General features: G+C 48.8%; 16 protein-coding genes. 8 read left to right on the plus strand and 8 right to left on the minus strand.

Annotated elements, in window-relative coordinates; all coding sequences use genetic code 11:
- Positions 1–269 precede the first annotated feature (269 nt).
- The 8 genes from ACETMN_RS30570 to ACETMN_RS30605 form a co-directional block, all read right to left on the minus strand.
- Complete coding sequence (locus ACETMN_RS30570) at positions 270–1,751, minus strand: phytoene desaturase family protein (RefSeq protein WP_411735487.1); 1,482 nt, start codon at positions 1,749–1,751, stop codon at positions 270–272.
- 8 nt (positions 1,752–1,759) lie between these two features.
- Positions 1,760–2,908 (minus strand): glycosyltransferase, encoded by a 1,149-nt coding sequence (locus tag ACETMN_RS30575; protein WP_411735488.1) that lies wholly within the window; start codon positions 2,906–2,908, stop codon positions 1,760–1,762.
- Position 2,909: 1 nt separating this feature from the next.
- Entirely contained in the window at positions 2,910–3,671 is a 762-nt protein-coding gene (locus tag ACETMN_RS30580) for a lysophospholipid acyltransferase family protein (protein ID WP_411735489.1), read from the minus strand.
- Positions 3,640–4,407: a carotenoid biosynthesis protein gene (locus tag ACETMN_RS30585; protein ID WP_091012919.1), complete on the minus strand. Its 768-nt coding sequence runs from the start codon at positions 4,405–4,407 to the stop codon at positions 3,640–3,642. Before ACETMN_RS30585 ends, ACETMN_RS30580 begins: the two co-directional genes overlap by 32 nt.
- Entirely contained in the window at positions 4,407–5,279 is an 873-nt protein-coding gene (locus ACETMN_RS30590) for a phytoene/squalene synthase family protein (protein ID WP_411735490.1), read from the minus strand. The genes ACETMN_RS30585 and ACETMN_RS30590 overlap by 1 nt, the downstream gene beginning before the upstream one ends.
- Positions 5,276–6,739 carry a phytoene desaturase family protein gene (locus ACETMN_RS30595; RefSeq protein ID WP_411735491.1) on the minus strand — a complete coding sequence of 488 codons (1,464 nt, stop codon included), beginning with the start codon at positions 6,737–6,739 and terminating at the stop codon, positions 5,276–5,278. Before ACETMN_RS30595 ends, ACETMN_RS30590 begins: the two co-directional genes overlap by 4 nt.
- The gene (locus ACETMN_RS30600) at positions 6,736–8,286 is read right to left on the minus strand and encodes a phytoene desaturase family protein (protein WP_411735492.1); all 1,551 of its coding nucleotides are present in this window, start codon (positions 8,284–8,286) and stop codon (positions 6,736–6,738) included. Before ACETMN_RS30600 ends, ACETMN_RS30595 begins: the two co-directional genes overlap by 4 nt.
- Before the next feature lie 266 nt (positions 8,287–8,552).
- On the minus strand, positions 8,553–9,536 hold the full coding sequence (locus ACETMN_RS30605; RefSeq protein ID WP_411735493.1) for a MerR family transcriptional regulator: 984 nt from the start codon (positions 9,534–9,536) through the stop codon (positions 8,553–8,555).
- A 227-nt stretch (positions 9,537–9,763) separates the two neighbouring features.
- Here ACETMN_RS30605 and ACETMN_RS30610 point away from each other — a divergent pair, with 227 nt between their 5' ends.
- The 8 genes from ACETMN_RS30610 to ACETMN_RS30645 all read left to right on the plus strand — a co-directional run bounded on the left by ACETMN_RS30610 (position 9,764) and on the right by ACETMN_RS30645 (position 19,630).
- Positions 9,764–11,239, plus strand: coding sequence for a phospholipase D family protein (locus ACETMN_RS30610; RefSeq protein ID WP_105600152.1), 1,476 nt, complete (start codon positions 9,764–9,766; stop codon positions 11,237–11,239).
- A gap of 126 nt (positions 11,240–11,365) precedes the next feature.
- Entirely contained in the window at positions 11,366–11,989 is a 624-nt protein-coding gene (locus ACETMN_RS30615) for a TetR/AcrR family transcriptional regulator (RefSeq protein WP_091012907.1), read from the plus strand.
- A complete protein-coding gene (locus ACETMN_RS30620) occupies positions 11,986–12,327 on the plus strand; it encodes a DMT family transporter (RefSeq protein ID WP_017691902.1) in 342 nt (113 codons plus the stop codon). Before ACETMN_RS30615 ends, ACETMN_RS30620 begins: the two co-directional genes overlap by 4 nt.
- On the plus strand, positions 12,327–12,641 hold the full coding sequence (locus ACETMN_RS30625; RefSeq protein WP_411735494.1) for a DMT family transporter: 315 nt from the start codon (positions 12,327–12,329) through the stop codon (positions 12,639–12,641). Before ACETMN_RS30620 ends, ACETMN_RS30625 begins: the two co-directional genes overlap by 1 nt.
- 341 nt (positions 12,642–12,982) lie before the next feature.
- Complete coding sequence (locus ACETMN_RS30630) at positions 12,983–13,114, plus strand: hypothetical protein (RefSeq protein ID WP_411735495.1); 132 nt, start codon at positions 12,983–12,985, stop codon at positions 13,112–13,114.
- Positions 13,115–13,326: 212 nt separating this feature from the next.
- A complete protein-coding gene (locus ACETMN_RS30635) occupies positions 13,327–14,274 on the plus strand; it encodes a TetR/AcrR family transcriptional regulator (RefSeq protein WP_091012901.1) in 948 nt (315 codons plus the stop codon).
- A 33-nt stretch (positions 14,275–14,307) separates the two neighbouring features.
- On the plus strand, positions 14,308–17,559 hold the full coding sequence (locus ACETMN_RS30640) for an efflux RND transporter permease subunit (RefSeq protein ID WP_091012899.1): 3,252 nt from the start codon (positions 14,308–14,310) through the stop codon (positions 17,557–17,559).
- A gap of 367 nt (positions 17,560–17,926) precedes the next feature.
- Positions 17,927–19,630, plus strand: coding sequence for a PucR family transcriptional regulator (locus ACETMN_RS30645; RefSeq protein WP_411735496.1), 1,704 nt, complete (start codon positions 17,927–17,929; stop codon positions 19,628–19,630).
- The last annotated feature ends 1 nt before the right edge of the window (position 19,631 follow it).

Genomic DNA, 19,631 nt, shown 5'->3' on the forward strand with positions numbered 1-19,631 from the left:
TGTATATACGTCTTTTGCAAAAGACAAAAACATTAATCCTATAAGCATTGCAGATCAGCAGTTTAACTCTATCCAGTATAACGTTCCAAACCATCTATTGAAAGGATGCCCCGACACCAAAATCTCAGTTAAATCTCGGAGCACCACTATCTTATGCCTACTCAAAAACACGGATCTTCCGTAGCACCTTCAAAGCTCTGGTTAGCACGGACGATGCACACGCACATGGATCAACAGAACATTTCACTCCATCATCCTGCACAACGAACTTATCTCAAGACTTCCGATGCCAACTGCTCACCAACAAGCTGCCCGGATAAGGTCACAATCGGGGTTCCGCCGCCTGGATGTGTTGTACCGCCTACGTACCAAAGTCCTTGTACATCTTTGCTTCGGTTGCCCGGCCGCATGAAAGTCTGCTTCACGGAGTTGGAGGAGATGCCGTAGATCGACCCTTGATGCGCCAACGTATCCCGTTCGATATCTCGCGGTGTGTACCGGATCAACACATCGGATTCATTCAACCCGGTAATTCCCCTCGCCGCCAACTGTTCCAGCACAAACGCTCCATAACGTTCCGTTTGTTCCTCCCAATTCCACGAATCAGACAAGTAGGGGGCATTGACGAGAATGAACAGATTGCTGGCTCCCGCCGGAGCCATGCCTGCTTCGGAATAACCGGAATAACAGATATAGATCGTAGGATCGTCTGGCATTTTACGGTCACGGAAAATATGGTCGAACTCCGGTTCATACTTCTCCGGGAAAAAGACGGTATGGTGCAGCAGTGCATCGTATTGCTTTCGCACACCTGCTAACGTCACAAATCCCGAAATGGATGGTTCATACTTCCGTATGCGGGCATCACTCATCTCTTTCCGATGTTCCGGTGCGAGCAGCAGTCGATTCACGCTAAGCACATCTCCATTGGCAACCACCTGATCGGCTTCGCGGAAGCCTTGATCCGTATCCACGCCTGCCACTTTGCCATCTCGGACAACAATCTGCCGGACCTCTATGCCCGTAATGATCTGTACACCTTTTTCCTGTGCCAATCGAGTCATGCCTTCAATCAGTTGATAGGTTCCGCCTTTGACCCCGTAGATGCCCAACTCTGCTTCCACATGACCCATCATGGCAAAGATCGAAGGAGACTGATACGGCGATGATCCCACATAGGTCGCGTACCGCCCGAACATAGCGAGTGTATGCGGATGCTGGAAATACGAACGCAGCAACTTATCCAGCTTCACCGTTGGCCGCACGCGGAGCAGACTGCGCAGCATCTGAAGATTGTATTTGTCAGAAGGAGACAGCAACAACTTACCGAGAAAATGACGATTGGCTTCCGCATACAGTGCGGCAGACTCATCCATAAATGCATCATAATGAGCCGCATCCACCGGACTGTACGCCGCGATCTGTTCCTTCATCCACCCGCGATTACCTGACAAATCGACCACTGTGCCATCTGCAAATACATTACGCGTGCGTGGCTCCAACTCATATAGCTGTACGTAATCTTCCATTGTTACACCTGCATAGTCGAAGACGGAACGAAAAGTGGATGGCATCGTGATTGTGCTTGGTCCCCGGTCAAAATGATACCCGTCCCGCTCAATCTGTTGCAGTTTGCCACCTACATGATCCTGTCGTTCCAGAATGGTCACCTGCACACCTTGTGAAGCCAATCGGATCGCACATGACAGACCTCCGAATCCTGCACCAATAATTGTGACGTTACCTCTCATGTGACCCTTCAATTATACCGCCTACCTTTCCATACATACCCCTTGCCGGAGCGGCCTGCCTGCCAGGAAGCAAGTCCGATGGCAATGACACAGGCCATGCTGACCGGTTGCAGAAGGGCAAGCCACCAGGGCTGTCCGCCAGCATGATCCGCTACTCTTTTCACAGCCATACCTAGTAATGTTCCTAACACTCCATACAGAATGGACGTCGAACTACCTGAGATTAATCCTATAATCAAGCCCATGGGAGGCACAATATACATCAGCGTATACATTAACATCGTGCCAAGCAGCAGTACGTCTTTGCGCCCCATACCTTCGTACATGTTTTTCTTATATCCGTTCCATACTTCAACACCGTTCTGATACATGCGGGTATTCGTTACATCATGCACATCGGTCAGCATCACCGGGTGACCTGCACGCTTGACTGCTTTGGCGAGACTCATATCATCCACCAGATGTGCCTGAATGGCAGCATGACCGCCGGATGCTTCGTAACTGGAGCGATGAATCAGCAAAAAAGCCCCCGTAGCGGCCACAAACATCGGACTGGATGATCTGCGTATCATGAATATGGGCAGATGACTGATGATGGTGAAGACCATCATGGGCACAACAAGCTTTTCCATCCATGTCTTTGTTACCTGATAAGGAAAACCGGTTATAAGCCCCCCGCTCTGCTCACACCCTGCCGCAAGAGTCTGCCGAATGGCACTTGGCTCGAGACGGACATCCGCATCCACAAACATAAACCATTCTCCCTTGGCCTCCTGAACCAGCCTGTGACACGCATGGGATTTCCCCATCCAGCCCTCGGGAAGATCGACACCATGCAGCAGTCGCACACGTTCATCATGCTCCGCGATTGCCTGGACCATGGCGGCTGTCTCATCTTCGGAGCGATCATCCAGCACCAGCACTTCCATCCGGAATCCCGACGTATCACTCGCGAGCACACTTTCCAGACATCCTTCGATATGTAGTCTTTCATTTCTGGCCGGGATCAGTACCGAGACCATCAGGTCTGGGGGTTGTATCTTGTCTGACCGGAATGAACGTACTTTGGGCAGACAGGAGACGTTCCATAGAGCGAACAGCAACTGTATTCCCAATATGCTTGTAAGCACAATCCAGAAGATTTCAGATGTATTCATCCTAACGGTTCACCCGCTTTCGCGTGGCATCGTATTTTTCACTTGTCGAACGTCCATGACGAATCAGCGGAAGCGCATCTGGCAAACTTCCCTGCCCCAGCCGTACAAGCTCTGATCTGTGATTGTCTAACTGCCGTTCCAGCACATGACCAAGTCTGGTGGCAATCTCTTCACTCTTCCATGCCTTCCAGTCTTCCATCACAGGCGGGCCTACCTGCATCGAGATTTCCGGTAGATCATGCTGAACCATCCCATGGCACAAGGTTACCGGTACGGCAATGGCATTCGGAGAGCGACGAAGCAACAATCCGATGCCTGGACGGAACCGAATCGGTCTGGCCTCCTGATGCAATATTTCTCCTTGCGGAAAAATCCAGACCCTTTTGCCCGAATTCAACAGCTCACTGGTGTACTGTAGAGAAGTCCGAATACCGGACGCACTCTCTTTATTGATCGAATACGCACCCAATTTACGGAAAAAAACATATTGCTGAAGCTGTTGCTCCTCCATCATCACATAATGATCACCCCGCGATGTCTGCCTGGCCGCATGATAGAGCAGCAGACCATCCCACCAGGAGCTGTGATTCATGAAATAGATCACCGGACGAGTCGGATCAATCGGGGAGTTGTCCCTGATGTCCACCTGCGGGTCCAGTGACCCCGTGAGCGTGAAGGAGCGGAAGCGCCGACGCAGCAGATAATAGTGATTGTATAAGGCAAAAATATGGTTAAACGGTTTTGATTTTACGGCGCGAATCATACAGCCAGCTCCCTTCCGCAAGAAGCACTCCTGCAATGGCGATGATAAAGCTGCCTGTAATTCCTTCCTTCAGGGCGAGTAGGCCGAATAGAAGAATAAAGAGCTGATACAACCATTTTGCACGCAGCAATGAGCTACGGTCACCAGGCATGGCCGGAAGGAACAGGGACAGGAATGCGCCCATGATAAACCAGCTTATGTAATTGGTCCACGGGACCCCGTAGAATCCACCTGGAGCCTGCCACTCCCAGAATCCTCTTGCATGCGCGACAGGATCGAGTACCAGATCAAGAACCACCGCCCAGAACCCGGTCTTCACGGCTCGAAGCAGTTTTCCAGTCCAGGTTGAACCCCCGCCACTTAACAGCGCCGAGTTACCCACCACTGCGATCCAGGCGAAACCCAGCGTAACAGGCACACTGAACAGATGAATCCCGAAAAAGTCAGAGTAAGCATACTCACCAAAGGGCCAATGCGTATGCACCCCTACCCACTCCACGCCCATACCACCCAACCAGATGATCACGGAAGCGATCCACAGCCCGGGTTTCAACCAGATGACTGACTGGTCGGACAGACCTGTCCGATTGCGCCCCTGGTAGATCAGATCCAGCACATACAATGCGTAGAAGATTAGAAATAATCCATTTGAAAAGGACAACACATCCGGCACGCCGATCGTCAGCATCAAGGTTGCTCCAATGACATACCAAGCCCAGTAAAGCCACTGGATCATCAGGATACCGCCGTTCGGGAGGCTTGATAGGCCAGCATCGGGTAACGTTTCACAATCGCACCCAGCATCTCCAGTTTCAATTCATCACTAACATATGCCCGTTTGGTATATACGTCATAGTCGTTACGCTCAACCGCGTGTAGAATGGTGGAGTAAAAGGCCGCTGCCAGCTCAATCGAAAACGCACTTTCCGTCGGATAAGTATCCAATCGATCCATGCCAATACGGAACCAGTTCAATGCTGCCGCTTTTAACTCATGAATAATGGCAATAAAGCGTTCGTCCACGATCCCGTCTTCGAAGTCCTGCTCGGAGTAACCATGCTTCTCCATGATCTCCAGCGGAACATACCGGCGCACTCTGGCCCGATCTTCACCAACATCCCGAATAATATTAACGATCTGCATCCCTTTACCCAAAGCAATCCCGTTCACGGCTACTTCTGCGCCGTTATCATCCCGCAATACCGGCAACAACATCTCGCCTACGGTCCCGGCCACCAGATAACAATAATGCTCCAGTTCCTGCATCGTTGCATAATGCGTTACTTTAAGATCTGTGAGCTGCCCTTCCATCTGACGGAAAAATGGGCCCTTATCCAGATGAGGAAAACTGCTGAACAACCATCTCAGTGCTGGCCAGATAAAGTGTCCTTCCGCGTCATCCAACTGATCAAACAAATCATGGATCTCGTGAATCGTATATGGCGAATATTCCGGCTCGTCTACACTGTCATCAATCATGCGGCAGAAGGCATAAATGACATATACCGCTTCCCGACGTGGACTTGGCAGCCCTCTAAAGGCCTGATAAAAAGAGGAAGAACCCTTTTGCATCAACTCTTCACACCTGCTCAAAATCGCTTCATTCATGTTCCCATCTCCTTCATGAGTTGATTGACGGCCATACGTGCACTTTGCATCACAATCGGCACTCCGCCTCCAGGATGTACAGATGCTCCTGCGGCATATAATCCCTTGATATTCGGGAATGGTTTGGGTTGCGGACGGTATACACCGGACTGGAACAACACTGGCGCAATACCGAAGCTTCCGCCCCCATAGAGCCCGTCTCGCTCTGCGTCAGCGGGTGTGCGCACCTTTTTCCACCTGATCGCTGCACGAAGTCCCGGGAATCCACGTTGCTCCGCTTCTTCCAGTACACGTTCTGCCAACGGCTCGCTCTCCTGCTCCCAGTCGACACCTTCGGCATCGGGTACGGGAATGAGGAAATACAATACACTCTGTCCTGAAGGCGCTGCCGCCTCATCCAATGCGACCGGATTAAATACGTAAAATGAGGACTTTGCCGGAATGCGTCGCTGATTGAACACTTCCTGTAAACTGCCTTCGAGACTTGGGGGCAGGAAGAACTGGTGCGTCGTTGCATCTTCCCAGGTTTTGTCCACGCCCACATAGAGCAATACACATCCGGAAGAGGGACGATATGGCTTTCTTTTACGCGCTACCTCTGGTGCTTGACCAAGCAAACCCGAAAGATGGGGGAAATCGCCATTGTAGATAACTGCATCCACATTTTCTGCGCCTGCTACCGTTTCTATACCTTCACATACACCGTTTTTAATCGTGAGCCCGGTAACTTCCGCATTCAGCACAACACGTCCACCACGTGAGATCAGTTCCTGTTCCAGAATGGCCGGTAATGCTGCATACCCGCCCTTCACCATCCAGATACCATATTCATGCTCTGCGTAAGGCAAAAGGGAATAGATACCTGGCGTTCCAAACGGTGATCCACCGATGTATAGACTTTGCAGAGAGTATGCATCAAGCAATTCCTCATGCTCAAAATAATCGCCTACCGCTTTCCGAACACTTTTGTGTGCACGCAATCTGCCCATGAGGGACATGAGCGAAGGGGTGAAGAAATCCCTTTTACGCGGAAAAGCCCTTTCCAGAAACGCTGCCCGGCCTGCCGGAAACAACGTGTCCATATCTTTCATGAATCGTGTGAATCCCCGGCTCTCTCCCGGGAATAAACGTTCAATCTCCGCCGTCTGCTCTTCACGTGACGTCATCTTGGTCATGACACGACCACTATGGTAATGCACTCTGTATAACGGATCACAGCGAAGCAGTTCAATCTTCGAACGATCTACGCCTGCCTCCTCCATGATGCCAAGCAACATCTCAGGCAATAGCACAATCGTCGGCCCTTGATCGATCCGGTATTCCCCTTCCTGCTCATATCCAATGCGTCCGCCAACGCGAGAACCCCGTTCATAGACAGTGACATCCCAGCCCTGACGGTTCAATAACAGTGCAGAAGTAAGTCCGCCAATCCCTGCGCCTACAATAGCGGCCCGCTTCATGAATGCCCTCTGGCTTCTGCCGTCTTCACATACGAGGATCGTTTGGAGCTTGTACGCGCGTCCTCTTCCTGAATCAGTCTGACACTGATCCGTGCCGATTCGAAGATCGTGGGCAACCCGCTGCCCGGATGTGTTCCGCCGCCTACCAGCCATACACTTTTCAACTCTTCAAACTGGTTATGGGGACGCAGATACATCATCTGACCCAGATTATGCGCCATGTTAAACGTTGCTCCGCGGTACACATCCAGTTCATTCTCCCAATCGAGTGGAGTGAACAGCATACATTCTTCGATCCGGCTGCGAATATCTGCCAGCTCAGGAATACCTTCCATGCGCTTCAACATGGCCTCTTGCACATTTTCACGTTCTGCTTCCCAATCGATGTCTGCGGTAAGATTAGGCGTAGGCATGAGAACATATAAAGCGGATTTCCCTTCCGGTGCCAGCGTCGAATCGAGTCTGGAAGGGTTATGAATATATAGAGATGGATCGGCTGACAACATTTTGTGCTTTGTGATCTCATCCACGTTTAACCGGTAGTCCTCGGGAAAATAGATCGAGTGATGCGGCAGATCCACTCCACCATCCACACCCAGATACAGCATCGCTGTCGAGCAGGAGTACTTTTTGCGTTTCATTTTCTCCGGGGTATATTTCCTAAGTACGCCCGGTTCGAACAGATGGTTCACCGCATGTGCAAAGTCAGCGTTCACCACCACATGGTCCGCGTCGATGCGTTCACCGTTCTCAAGCAACACACCTTCTGCACGACCATTGCGAACGATGACCTGTTTCACCGGGGTGGAAGTATGTATGCGTCCTCCGTATTCTTCCACGACATCAGCCATGGCTTGGAAGATCCGATTCACGCCACCAATGGGGTGGAACAATCCGTAGTGATGCTCAATAAACGATAATATGGTAAAGGTGCCCGGACAATCCCAGGCAGACATACCAAGATATTTGGATTGGAATGTAAATGCCCAGCGTAGACGCTCATCTGTAAAATAGCGGGACAAGATCCCATAGACGGTGTTGTGGACATCAAGCTTAGGTAGAGCTGTTACCGCGTCTTTGCGTAGATAGTCAGTCAGCTTGCCAAACGGACGGCGCAGCAAAGGCATGACTTTGCCAAACTTCACTTCCTCTTCTTGCATGAACCGAAGGTAATTGTCTTCATTGCCCGGAAACAATTCCTTAATCTGTGCAGCTGTATCTTCCCGATTACGAGAAGGCGTGAACACCGTATCACCAAAGTTCAGTGCGTACAGCGGGGTTAGTTCTTTCATATGCACATAATCGGATAACTTGCGTCCCACGACGTCGAACATCTCTTCAATCAGCTGAGGCATCATCAAAAATGTTGCCCCCCGGTCGAATCGATACTCGCCCAGTTCCAATCTGGCAGAACGCCCCCCGATGACCGGCTGTTTCTCATACACATCTACTTCGTACCCCTGACCGGACAATAACATCGCTGCTGCAAGTCCACCCGGACCCGCGCCAATCACAGCTGCACGTTTGCGTTGTTGATTCGGTATCATGCCACTCACCTCTCTATGTAGGGAATTCCTATAGTTCTCTAGCCCCTAGCCTATTATTAAACCGCCCAAGAACACTTTAAGCGGTAACTAGCAAAAACATTATACAAATATAATACAAATATTATACGACCTTGTAAACCAAAAAATGACCCGTCGGTCAAAATACGTGGATACTCCATTTATAAACACAAAAAAACACCCCTTGGTCACTTTCGTCAAAGGATGTCCTGTATACACTAACCTATTCATATTATTTGAGATTATGTTTAGTTATTTGCCTGTCCAAACCTCGCACCAGGTGGTCGATTTGAGAGATACTCACGTTCTATCCATGACTGCCAATCCGATGAATCCTCTGGCATAATCCATTCCGAGTAACGAGCATGTTCTGCACGCTCATAGCCCTTTCCACCAAGTACAAAGCGAATATGTGGAAACTCGTTTTTAATTCGCTCTATAAGCTGATCACACCGTTCAAGAAGCCCTGGACTTGTGATCGAAAGGCAGACCAACTTGATCTTTTGCTCCCGAATAATCGGGAAGATGCCTTCTTCTGGCGTGTTCGCACCGAGATACAGTACTTCCGCTCCATTTTTACGCATAAAAAGAGAGAACAGCAGTAATCCAACCTGATGGTGCTCCCCTTCCGGACACAACGCCAGAACTTTGGGCAGATGCGGATAGATCGGGAACAGATGGAAAAACTGATAAAACCGCTGTGATATCAGCTGTGTCATGAAGTGCTCCTGAGCCACCGAAGCCCTGCCTTGCTCCCATGCATCTCCAACCCGAACCAGTATGGGCACCAGCACATGATAGAACATCGAGTCGTACCCGTACATGGTGAAACCAAAATCAATCAAACCATTGGCACGTTCACCCTGAAAGTTGTAGAGCGAGTCATAGATCTGATCTGCCATGCGTGCGTAGGCTTCTTCCATCGTAGGCACCGGAGCCATGATCGGCGTGGGCACAGCCTCGGGCGGATTTAATTTGTTTACTTTCAACATCCGTACCGCTTCCGAAATATTGGTCTGATGTAGCTCAACCTGTTCTTTCAGCCAGCGCAGATCCGCAACATTCTCTTCGGTATACATTCGATAACCCGATTCCGTCCGCTCAGGGGTGACCGCACTATACCGATTCTCCCAAGCCCGGAGCGTCACCGTCGGGATACCGAGCATGGCAGCGACTTGTTTGATGGAATACACCTTATTACCCACTTTCTTTCCTAAATGTCCAGATTTCACAGGTTATATCATTGGTTCCCCGTCCTTGTCAGGCATATGAAAACCCTAACATTCTACAAAAATAATACACTCATTATACACAACGCTCAGACACCTGTCGATTGCATAATGCCAATTTTGCCATATGCATTTTACCGCTGCATTCGTTATGCTGGCGGGTTCTCCTGCGTCAACGTTATCATCCGTGTGGTAATAGAAGTCAGCAAGTACAGAAGGGGGAGTCCACCGTGGTCTCATTACGCCGCCATACATCAGACCGCAAGTCTTCACGCGGCAAATTTCCATACATACGAACAGGACTCGTCCTATTGGTCCTATGGCTCATCGCCGTCATGCTCTATCAGACCTACAAACCATTACCAACGGGCATTTCCTACGAAAGTCCGGAGTATCGTGTGGATCAAGTCGAGTTCCTGCATGACCTCACTTATCCTTCCTCCGACGGACAGATGCAGCACGAACAGCAGATTTTCCAGCGCATGATGCAAATTGTGGAGGAAGCAGAGCAATTTGTCCTGGTGGATATGTTCCTGTTCAATAATTATCAGCATAAGGGACAGAACTTTCCTCCCGTGAGTACTGAATTCACCGAAGCGCTGGTCGCCAAAAAAAATCAGCATCCTGATATGGACATCTGGTTTATTACTGATGAAGTAAATACCAACTATAACTCAGCACCTAATCCGTTGCTGGAACAAATGAAACAAGCAGGCATTCATGTGGTCATCACGGATGTGGACCCTTTGCGTGATTCAACTCCAGTATACTCTGCGGTCTGGCGGACCTTCTTCCAATGGTTTGGGCAATCTGGAGATGGCTGGATCAAAAACCTGATGGCCACGGATGGTCCGGATGTCACTGTGCGTTCCTATCTCAAGCTGCTCAATGTGAAGGCCAATCATCGCAAAGTTGTTGTTAGTGAGAAGACGGCGATTGTCTCTTCTGGCAATATCCATGATGCGAGTGCCTACCACTCGAATATTGCATTTGAAGTAACAGGTCCAATCATTGGCGATATTCTTCAGTCAGAGCAAGCTGTACTGGATATCTCAGGCGGAGGCCAGGTTCCAACCTACACGGACCCTTCCACGGATTCAAACACGGGAGACCTACGAATTCGCTATTTAACTGAAGGCAAGGTTAATGACGCCGTACTCCATGAGATCAATCAAGCTGGCAAAGGTGACACCTTATGGATGGGCATGTTCTATGTGGCCTCTCCGAAAGTGTTGGAAGCCCTGCTGGAAGCGGCAAAACGAGGAACCGAGATCCGGCTTGTACTGGATCCAAATGAAAATGCCTTTGGTCAGGAAAAGATCGGTATTCCGAACCGCCCTGTCGCTGCTGAATTGCATGATAAATCCGACGGTAAAATTCAGATACGCTGGTATAACACCACCAAGGAGCAATACCACACCAAGATGATCTATCTTGCCAAAGCAACTGGTGATCATATTGTCCTCGGGGGTTCAACCAACTTCACACCTCGAAACCTGAATGACTACAATCTGGAAAATGATTTATGGATTGCTGCTCCTCCAGACAATAAGTTCACGCTTGATATCGCGAATTATTTCGAGCGTATTTGGAATAATAATGATGCCGAATTCACGTTAGACCTGGATGAGTTCCAGGAGAAGACTACGTTTTTGAAAGGTATCCTATATAAGCTGCAACTGATTCTGGGTTTTACAACCTTTTGATCAAAAACCACATTCATACCTGTTATATCCGCCTGTACTCTACTGTGCAGGCGGATATTTTCATCTTGACAGGGGATGTGAAGTGTGAAAATATAATTACCTAACGACCGTTAGGAAGGTGATCTGATGACTGCACAATCCATTCGGGATGCAGCCCTGTTCCATTTTGCCAGAGATGGCTATGAGGGGGCTTCTCTGAGAGCTATTGCTGATGAAGTCGGGATTAAAAAACCGTCCATATATGCACATTTCAGCTGCAAGGATGACTTGTTTTTACACACGCTATCGTTTGCATTTCACGAAGTAACACGGCACACACTCGAATATTTCCGTGATCATGAGGATCTGCCATTGGAGCAGAGGCTGAAGGGTTTACTGATCTGGTTCGAACAAGAATACAATGCCCATGCGTCAGCCCGCTTGATGCTGCGCAATTGTTTCTACCCACCCCTTTCTCTGTATGGCGAAGTGATGGATCAAGTGTATCCGTTTATCGATGGTATGGAACGTGCGCTGACTCGTTTGCTGCAACGGGCAATGCGTCATGGAGATATTCCGCCCATTCCTGCGGAACAGGCAGCCATTGCATTTATGACGTTCCTCGACGGGATTACCGTGGAGATTATCTATGGAAGTTCCCGTCGGTACAAGAGACGGTTGGAAGCATCCTGGCCTGTCTTTTGGCATGGCATTCATCATTTGAACGAAGAGGCACAAAGCGTTGTGCCGGAAGGAGATTTAACAACATGAACCGCAACTGGTTATATGTATTTATTGGTGGAATTATTGAGATTGTCTGGGTAAGCGGGCTGAAACATGCCTCGAATGCCTGGGAGTGGACTTTGACGGGGATTGCCATCGTGATCAGCTTTGGACTGATCATTGCCGCTTCCAAAAGGCTGCCTGTGGGTACGGTGTATGCCGTCTTTACGGGAATTGGTACGGCGGGCACCGTCCTTACGGAGATGGTACTGTTCGGCGAACCGTTCCGCTTGGCCAAAGTATTGCTCATTGGATTGTTGCTCTGCGGCGTAATCGGACTGAAGCTGGTTACGGATCAGCAAGAAGCCAAAGGAGGTGCAGTATAATGGCTTGGATGGCAATTGTAGGTGCAGGCATATGTGAGATATTTGGCGTGATCGGTATTAATGGTGCTTCTACTCGCAAAGGCTGGCCTTATATCGTACTGATGCTGGTATCGTTTGTATTCAGCTTCTCGCTGTTATCTTACGCCATGACGTCTATTCCCATGGGCACAGCGTATGCCGTGTGGACGGGGATCGGGACGGTCGGTAGTACGCTTACAGGCATGTTCCTGTTCGGTGAACGGAAAGAAGCGAAGCGTCTCCTGTTTATCGCGATGATTTTGGTGGCAGCCGTTGGTCTTAAACTGATCACATAATGGAACAACTGAATTACACTTTATAACTCCGATTGCAGTACCACTTTCTGATCGCTGTTATCCCCAGATTTCTTTGATTCCCTTTCCAAGAGGGATAAATCCGGTGATAGCATATGCTTCCGAAGAAGCTTTCTTACAGAAAGCTTTAAGGCGAACACTTCGTTTCTTCAAGTCGGTTCTGCAATCTCCGTTATCGTGTACTTCTTAGCTTCCATTAGGATATCTATTAAATTCTGTAATATAAAAAAGACGACTTCGATCAGGAAAGTCGTCTTTTTTGGGATATGATATAAATAGGGAACCTCTTTATACTCTGCCACGTAAGAAAGGATGTTGTAATCATGAGAAAATTATTGGCACGCATGGGCTCTTATACAGGGTATACCCTTCTGATCGGCATGGCCATCTTCTATCTCCTCGCGCTAGTCGCCATTATTATACTCGCCTTGTACGCCTTCACTGGAGGTGCCTAACTTAAACGTTCTTGATAGCAACACCCAATCGTACATACAGGCTACACTTTGTTACATGTTGTTCTTTTTCCCTTTGATCATCCTCTTTCCTCCATATTAGTTTTCCAATTTACTCCCATTTGAATTCCTTCAACCAGATCGTTTATACTTGGTTTGACCTTAAAGTCAATTCAAGAACTCACAAGTTCCCTGATGAGGTGAATGCATCGTTAATGAACCCTATACATGAGATGAATGAGAAGAAAAAGCTCATCATTACTACAGCACTCAAGTTATTCTCATCCAAAGGCAGTGCTGCAACATCCATGCAAGAGATTGCCGAACTATGCGGGATGTCCAAAGGCAGCCTTTATATCATGTTCAAATCCAAAGAGGAATTGGAAGCCAGTACGCTGGAGTACTGCATGTACACGCTAATGGACGAGATGACGCAGATTGAGCATGAAACCAGCCTCTCCTCGCGAGAACGCCTGCACAAGCAGATCGAAACACTGCTCATTCATGTAGCCGAATTCAAGGAATTTTTGCGGGTACAATTGCGAAGCATGATGATGGATGATGAACAGCAACGCAAGGAACAGTGCCATCCACAGCAAAGAGATCTGGAGATCCGTACCTTACATTGGTTTAAGGATAAGCTGGAAGAGCAGTATGGACGGGAGATTGAACCATATACGATTGATCTTATTTTGTTGACACACGGACTGTTCCTCTCCTATGTAAAAATCTGGTTTACAGAGATGCCATCTCTCACCGTTACCAAAATGGCAACAAACTTGCTGCAAATGATGGACTATGCCGCACATGGATTTCTTAACCAGCGACCTGAGCCTTTGATTCCTCTGGAGGAATGGCCTGCCTGGATTACCGAGGCCCAACCCGATTCCACGGTGATGCGACATCCTATCCATATCATCAAACAAATGCAGGATATCGCCGTCTCCGATTTGCCCGCAGGGCAACCGAAGAATGATGCACTTGAAACCATTGCCATTCTCAGACAGGAGATGATGGAATTCACGCCGCGGCGTGCCATTATTCTGGGCATGATGCACAATCTGGAGAACGTAACTGCCATTCAACCCTTGCATTCCGAGCTTCAGCATATTTTGGATGCCATGTATAGCCGGTTCATCCCTGCTGACTCGTCACACACATAAACAGGAGAAACAGAGAGGAGAAGAAACCATCGTATGAAAGGTATTATTAATTTTTCCCTGAACAACAAGTTTGCGATCTGGATTCTGACAATCATCATCTCTTTCGCAGGTTTGTACAGCGGATTGACGATGAAGCAAGAGACCATTCCGAACATCAACGTACCGTTTCTGAATGTCACTGCCATTGATCCGGGGGCTGCACCGGAGGGAATTGTTGAAGATGTCACGAAGCCGCTGGAAGTAAAACTGCGGAATGTTGATGGCGTTAAGACGGTTACCTCCACTTCCATGGAGAATGCAGCATCTATTACACTCGAATTTGATTATGGAACAGATCTGACCAACGCAACGGCAACCGTTCGTGAGGCACTCAATGAAGTACAACTGCCTGACAGCGTGCAGAAGCCGACCATTTCCAAGTTCAGCATTAACTCTTTCCCGGTTGTATCGCTAAGCCTGTCCGACAAGGACGGTGGTGACCTGGAGCAATTGACACGACTGGTTGAATCGGATATTCAGCCTGCACTCGAAGACATTGACGGTGTAGCTCAGGTTCAGGTTTCCGGTCAATATGTAAAAGAAGTTCAATTGAAGTTTGATCAAGCCAAAATGGCCGAGCTGGGCCTAACGGAAGATACGGTAAACGGCATCGTTCAAGGTTCATCCATTCGTGTTCCCCTGGGACTGTTCGAACTGGATAAATCCCAGAAAGCCGTTGTCGTAGATGGCAACATCGTCGACATCGATGATCTGAAAAACCTTGCCATTCCAGTTGTACCCGGCGGTGCCGGCGCTTCTGCAGGCAATGGTTCAGGTGCAGCCCCACAAGGCTCTGGAACACCAACAGGTGAAGGCTCGGCTGGCGGAGCAGGTCAAGCTACCGCTCCTGGCTCTGCCCAAGGAACAGACCCGGCCGCAGGCCAAGCAGCTGGCGGTAATGCCAGTGCGGGTAGCCCTACAGGTGCTGCCAATGCGCCTGGTATTCCAACTGTAACACTAAGTGAAATTGCCAAGATCGAAGTCATCGGTCAAGCGGAATCCATTTCCCGGACAGACGGCAAGGAATCCATCGGTATTTCCGTTGTAAAATCCAATGACGCCAACACGGTTGATGTCGTGAATGCAGTCAAAGACAAAGCGGAAGAATTGCAGAAGCAGTTCAAAAATGCAGATCTGACTGTACTGCTTGACCAAGGTAAACCGATCCAGGACTCGGTGAACACGATGCTGGGCAAAGCTGTTTTTGGTGCTTTGTTTGCTATCCTGATCATCTTGCTGTTCCTGCGTAATATTCGTTCAACCATTATCTCCATAATCTCGATCCCGCTCTCCTTGCTCATGGCATTGACTGCGCTCAATATAATGGATATTACCTTGAACATGATGACACTGGGTGCCATGACGGTTGCCATCGGACGGGTTGTCGATGACTCCATCGTGGTTATCGAGAACATCTACCGCAGATTAACACTCAAAGGTGAGAAACTGAAAGGTCGTGAACTGGTTCGCGAAGCAACGCGCGAGATGTTTGTGCCAATCCTTTCTTCCACAATCGTAACGATTGCGGTATTCCTGCCACTGGCATTGGTAAGCGGTATGGTGGGCGAGCTGTTCCTGCCATTTGCATTGACCATGGTATTTGCCTTGCTGGCATCCCTGATCGTTGCCATTACCATCGTGCCGATGCTTGCGCATTCCCTGTTCCGTAAAGGACTCAAGAACAAGCAGAATCACGAAGAAAAACCAGGCAAGATGGCGGAAGGTTACAAACGCCTGCTGAACTGGACCCTTTCACACAAACTCATCACAGTCAGTATTGCAGTGATCCTGCTGGTCGGCAGTTTGTTCCTGTACCCATTCATCGGTGCAAGCTTCTTGCCGGAACAACAGGATAAATATGTGACCATTACGTACAGTCCACAAACAGGAGCTTTGCGTGAAGATGTAGAAAAAGAAGCACTCGTTGCAGAGAAGTGGTTACTGAAACAACCGGGTCTGGAGAAAATGCAATATTCCATCGGCGGAAGTAACCCACTGAGCAGCATGGGTGGCGGTGGTTCCAACTCGGCCCTCTTCTATATTGAATATAACGAAGATACAAAAGACTTTACAAAAGTGAAGGAACAACTAGTAGAAGGTCTGAAAAAAGAAGTTACCGTAGGAACCTGGAATGAGCTCGACATGTCCGGCGGTCTGGGTGGCAGTGGCCTGAGCCTATCCATCTATGGCGATAATGTAGAGCAACTCAAACCTGTATCGGACGAAATTCTGAAACTGGTTGAAGCGGATACGGATAATTTTGAAAAAGCAGATACGACTCTCGCTGACACCTACGGGCAGTATACGCTCGTGGCAGATCAGGAGAAATTAAGTTCCCTGGGCTTGACTGCAGGCCAACTGGCTATGGCATTGAGCCCGGCACGCGAACGTCCTGTGCTCACGGAAGTCGATATTGATAACAAAACGTATAAAGTATATGTAGAGACCGACGATAAAACATTCAGCAGCATTAATGAGATTGAGGATGAAACCGTCACTTCACCGCTTGGCATCGAAGTACCGATTAAAGATGTTGCCAAAGTGGAAGAAGGCACATCCCCGAACTCCATCATGCAAATTGATGGGAAGGTGGTTGTACAAGTGACAGCCAACATCCTGGCTTCGGATGTAACGAAGGCTTCAAGTAGCTTACAGGCTGAGATCGACAAGTTGGATCTGCCTGACGGCGTTGAAGTGAAGTTCGGCGGTACAACCGAACAGATTAATGATACCTTTACTCAGCTTGGTCTAGCCATGCTGGCGGCCATCGCCATTGTATACTTCGTGCTTGTTGTAACGTTCGGCGGCGGTTTGGCACCATTCGCCATCCTGTTCTCCCTGCCATTTACGGTGATTGGTATTATGGTAGGTCTGTTCATCGCTGGGGGTACACTTGACGTCTCCGCCATGATGGGTGGACTGATGCTTATCGGGATCGTGGTCACCAACGCCATCGTGTTGATTGACCGTGTTATTCACAAGGAAAAAGAGGGTATGCCTACCCGTGAAGCCTTGCTGGAAGCCGGTGCAACACGTCTGCGTCCAATTCTGATGACCGCTCTCGCAACCATCGGTGCCCTGTTGCCACTGGTTACGGGTCTCGAAGAAAGTGCGGGGATCATCTCCAAAGGATTGGGAATTACCGTAATCGGCGGTCTGATCAGCTCCACGCTGCTCACGCTGGTTATCGTACCGATTGTGTATGAGTTCCTGATGAAATTCAAAAAGAAAAGAATCGAAGATTAAGAAGAAGAGAATCGTGCCCATGTAACGGTTCGATTACAACTTAAATATAGACTATAATATTTAGTTTCTCTCCCCTTAGCGCATATTGGAATGATTGAATTCCGATATAAAGCTAAGGGGCTTTTTTATGTAAATTCAAACGAGATATCGACTACTTCAGGAGCATATGCCTCGCTCTCATTGGAGTAGAGAATCCGTCACATAGACTGACATAGAAACACATCTTTTTAATCAAAATCACAAAAAGAAGAGACCTGTTTGTCATTTAAAACAAATGAACGTGAGATTTTAGCCCACCGGCTGTAAATGGAATTATAATATGGATTAATTATGCAAGCTGACGGATTCCAGACTCCAGATAGATCACATGTTATTGGGGAAGGACGGTGGTTGTGTGGGGGAGACAACGCTTCATATTCAAGTCAGAGACATGTTAAAACGACCCGTGTTTCGTAAGGCAGAAATCTTGGCCAGTGATCGTGCGCTGGAGCGGTATGTTCGCTGGGTTCATATCATGGAAGTTCCTGAGGTAGGGGACTTGCTCAATGGCGGGGAATTGGTGCTGACGACAGGCATTGGCTGGCAGGAAGGTGAGCAGCATGGTCTGTCTTTTCTGCGTCAGTTAATTGCACGTGGGGCTGCCGGACTCTGCATGGAGCTGGGGGATCACACCAAATCGCAACTCGGTGCGATGAAAGAAATTGCAGTCGCCGCGGATTTCCCGCTGATCTGGTTCCACGAACAGGTCCGTTATATTGATATTACGCAAGACCTGCATTTCACCTTGATTCGTAGTCATCAGCGGATGATTGCGGAACTCGATAGTCTCACCACCTCCTTTAACCAACTTCTTCTGAATGGAGATGGCGTACAACCTCTTCTTCGATTATTGTCACGAACAACCGGATGTGCCGTGGCATTATATCCACTTGAAGGGGAAGCAAGTGCCGTTCCCTATTGCTCTCCAGAGCAGCTGGAGACTCGGCGGCAGGATTGGTTTTTGCAGCGGGAACATTTGGTGGGAGAAGTTATTCCGAATATAATGCGGCTGTCAGATAACACATTGCATGCACTCAGCATGCCTGTTCAGGCGTTAGACTACACCTTTGCCGACCTTGTGCTGATGTATCAAAAGCCGACGGATCAAGATTCAAGCATACCGATCAAACCATCGGATGAATTCGTCATTCAGGCACTGGAACGGTGCGCGGCCGCGATTGCCCAGGACTGGATGCGAACCAAATACATGGAAGAGAAACGCCGCTACAAAGAAGATATGTGGGTCATTGACTGGCTTAACGGACATCACTCCACGAAGGAAATCCATGAATATGTATCCACCGTTAATCCCCTTCTCGCAACGAGCAAAGCCACGATTATCTTATTTGACAGCAACCCCTCATACACAGACAGCCTCAAACTTCAGAAATTATTGATCCAACGCAACATCGTTGCCCGTTCCGTGTTCGCTCGGGAGAATTTCACCCTCTACAGCACCGTTCTGAATCACCAGATCATTCTTATCATTCTCGACCCATTACCTGGATCTCAGCGCAAAAGCAGTCTCTGGCGCTGCATCGAACAGCTGCAGCAGCACGAGCAGGAACAGACCCACTATCTCTTCTCAGGCTTGATCGGTATCGGTCATAACTGCACAGACCTCTCCCGTCTCAAAGATAGTCTGGAATCCGCAAAGGAGACACTGCGAATTCAAAAGGACATCGGTGTGATGCAACAGCCCTTTTACAGTAATCTTCATTGTTACCGCATCATCGCCAGTATGAAGCAAAGCGGCAGTCTGGATGATTTCATTGAAGAATATCTGGGGCCGCTCATCCGTTACGATGTAGAGAAAGGAGGTCAGTTGCTGCGCACGCTCAAACAATATTTGGTCCTGTGCTGCTCCAAGCAAGAGACGGCCACCGCTCTATATATCGTCAGACAGACGCTGTATCACCGTTTGGACAAAATCGAAGCACTTTTGGGAGAAGACTACATCCTCCCCGAGAAAAGGGTCGCGATCGAACTTGCCATCTACGCCTATGAGTACGTTCATGGGCCAATCGCATGAG

The sequence above is a fragment of the Paenibacillus sp. M2 genome (genome assembly GCF_046713495.1).
GTDB classification, from domain to species: Bacteria; Bacillota; Bacilli; order Paenibacillales; family Paenibacillaceae; genus Paenibacillus; species Paenibacillus amylolyticus_B.

Bases quoted from the DNA above. Each gene is read 5' to 3' on its own strand.
- ACETMN_RS30635 (WP_091012901.1), top strand. From the start codon at position 13,327: ATGAACCCTATACATGAGATGAATGAGAAGAAAAAGCTCATCATTACT.
- ACETMN_RS30645 (WP_411735496.1), top strand. From the start codon at position 17,927: ATGTTATTGGGGAAGGACGGTGGTTGTGTGGGGGAGACAACGCTTCAT.
- ACETMN_RS30615 (WP_091012907.1), top strand. From the start codon at position 11,366: ATGACTGCACAATCCATTCGGGATGCAGCCCTGTTCCATTTTGCCAGA.
- ACETMN_RS30600 (WP_411735492.1), bottom strand. From the start codon at position 8,286: ATGATACCGAATCAACAACGCAAACGTGCAGCTGTGATTGGCGCGGGT.
- ACETMN_RS30570 (WP_411735487.1), bottom strand. From the start codon at position 1,751: ATGAGAGGTAACGTCACAATTATTGGTGCAGGATTCGGAGGTCTGTCA.
- ACETMN_RS30580 (WP_411735489.1), bottom strand. From the start codon at position 3,671: ATGATTCGCGCCGTAAAATCAAAACCGTTTAACCATATTTTTGCCTTA.
- ACETMN_RS30620 (WP_017691902.1), top strand. From the start codon at position 11,986: ATGAACCGCAACTGGTTATATGTATTTATTGGTGGAATTATTGAGATT.
- ACETMN_RS30630 (WP_411735495.1), top strand. From the start codon at position 12,983: ATGAGAAAATTATTGGCACGCATGGGCTCTTATACAGGGTATACCCTT.
- ACETMN_RS30625 (WP_411735494.1), top strand. From the start codon at position 12,327: ATGGCTTGGATGGCAATTGTAGGTGCAGGCATATGTGAGATATTTGGC.
- ACETMN_RS30590 (WP_411735490.1), bottom strand. From the start codon at position 5,279: ATGAATGAAGCGATTTTGAGCAGGTGTGAAGAGTTGATGCAAAAGGGT.
- ACETMN_RS30595 (WP_411735491.1), bottom strand. From the start codon at position 6,739: ATGAAGCGGGCCGCTATTGTAGGCGCAGGGATTGGCGGACTTACTTCT.
- ACETMN_RS30585 (WP_091012919.1), bottom strand. From the start codon at position 4,407: ATGATCCAGTGGCTTTACTGGGCTTGGTATGTCATTGGAGCAACCTTG.
- ACETMN_RS30640 (WP_091012899.1), top strand. From the start codon at position 14,308: ATGAAAGGTATTATTAATTTTTCCCTGAACAACAAGTTTGCGATCTGG.
- ACETMN_RS30575 (WP_411735488.1), bottom strand. From the start codon at position 2,908: ATGAATACATCTGAAATCTTCTGGATTGTGCTTACAAGCATATTGGGA.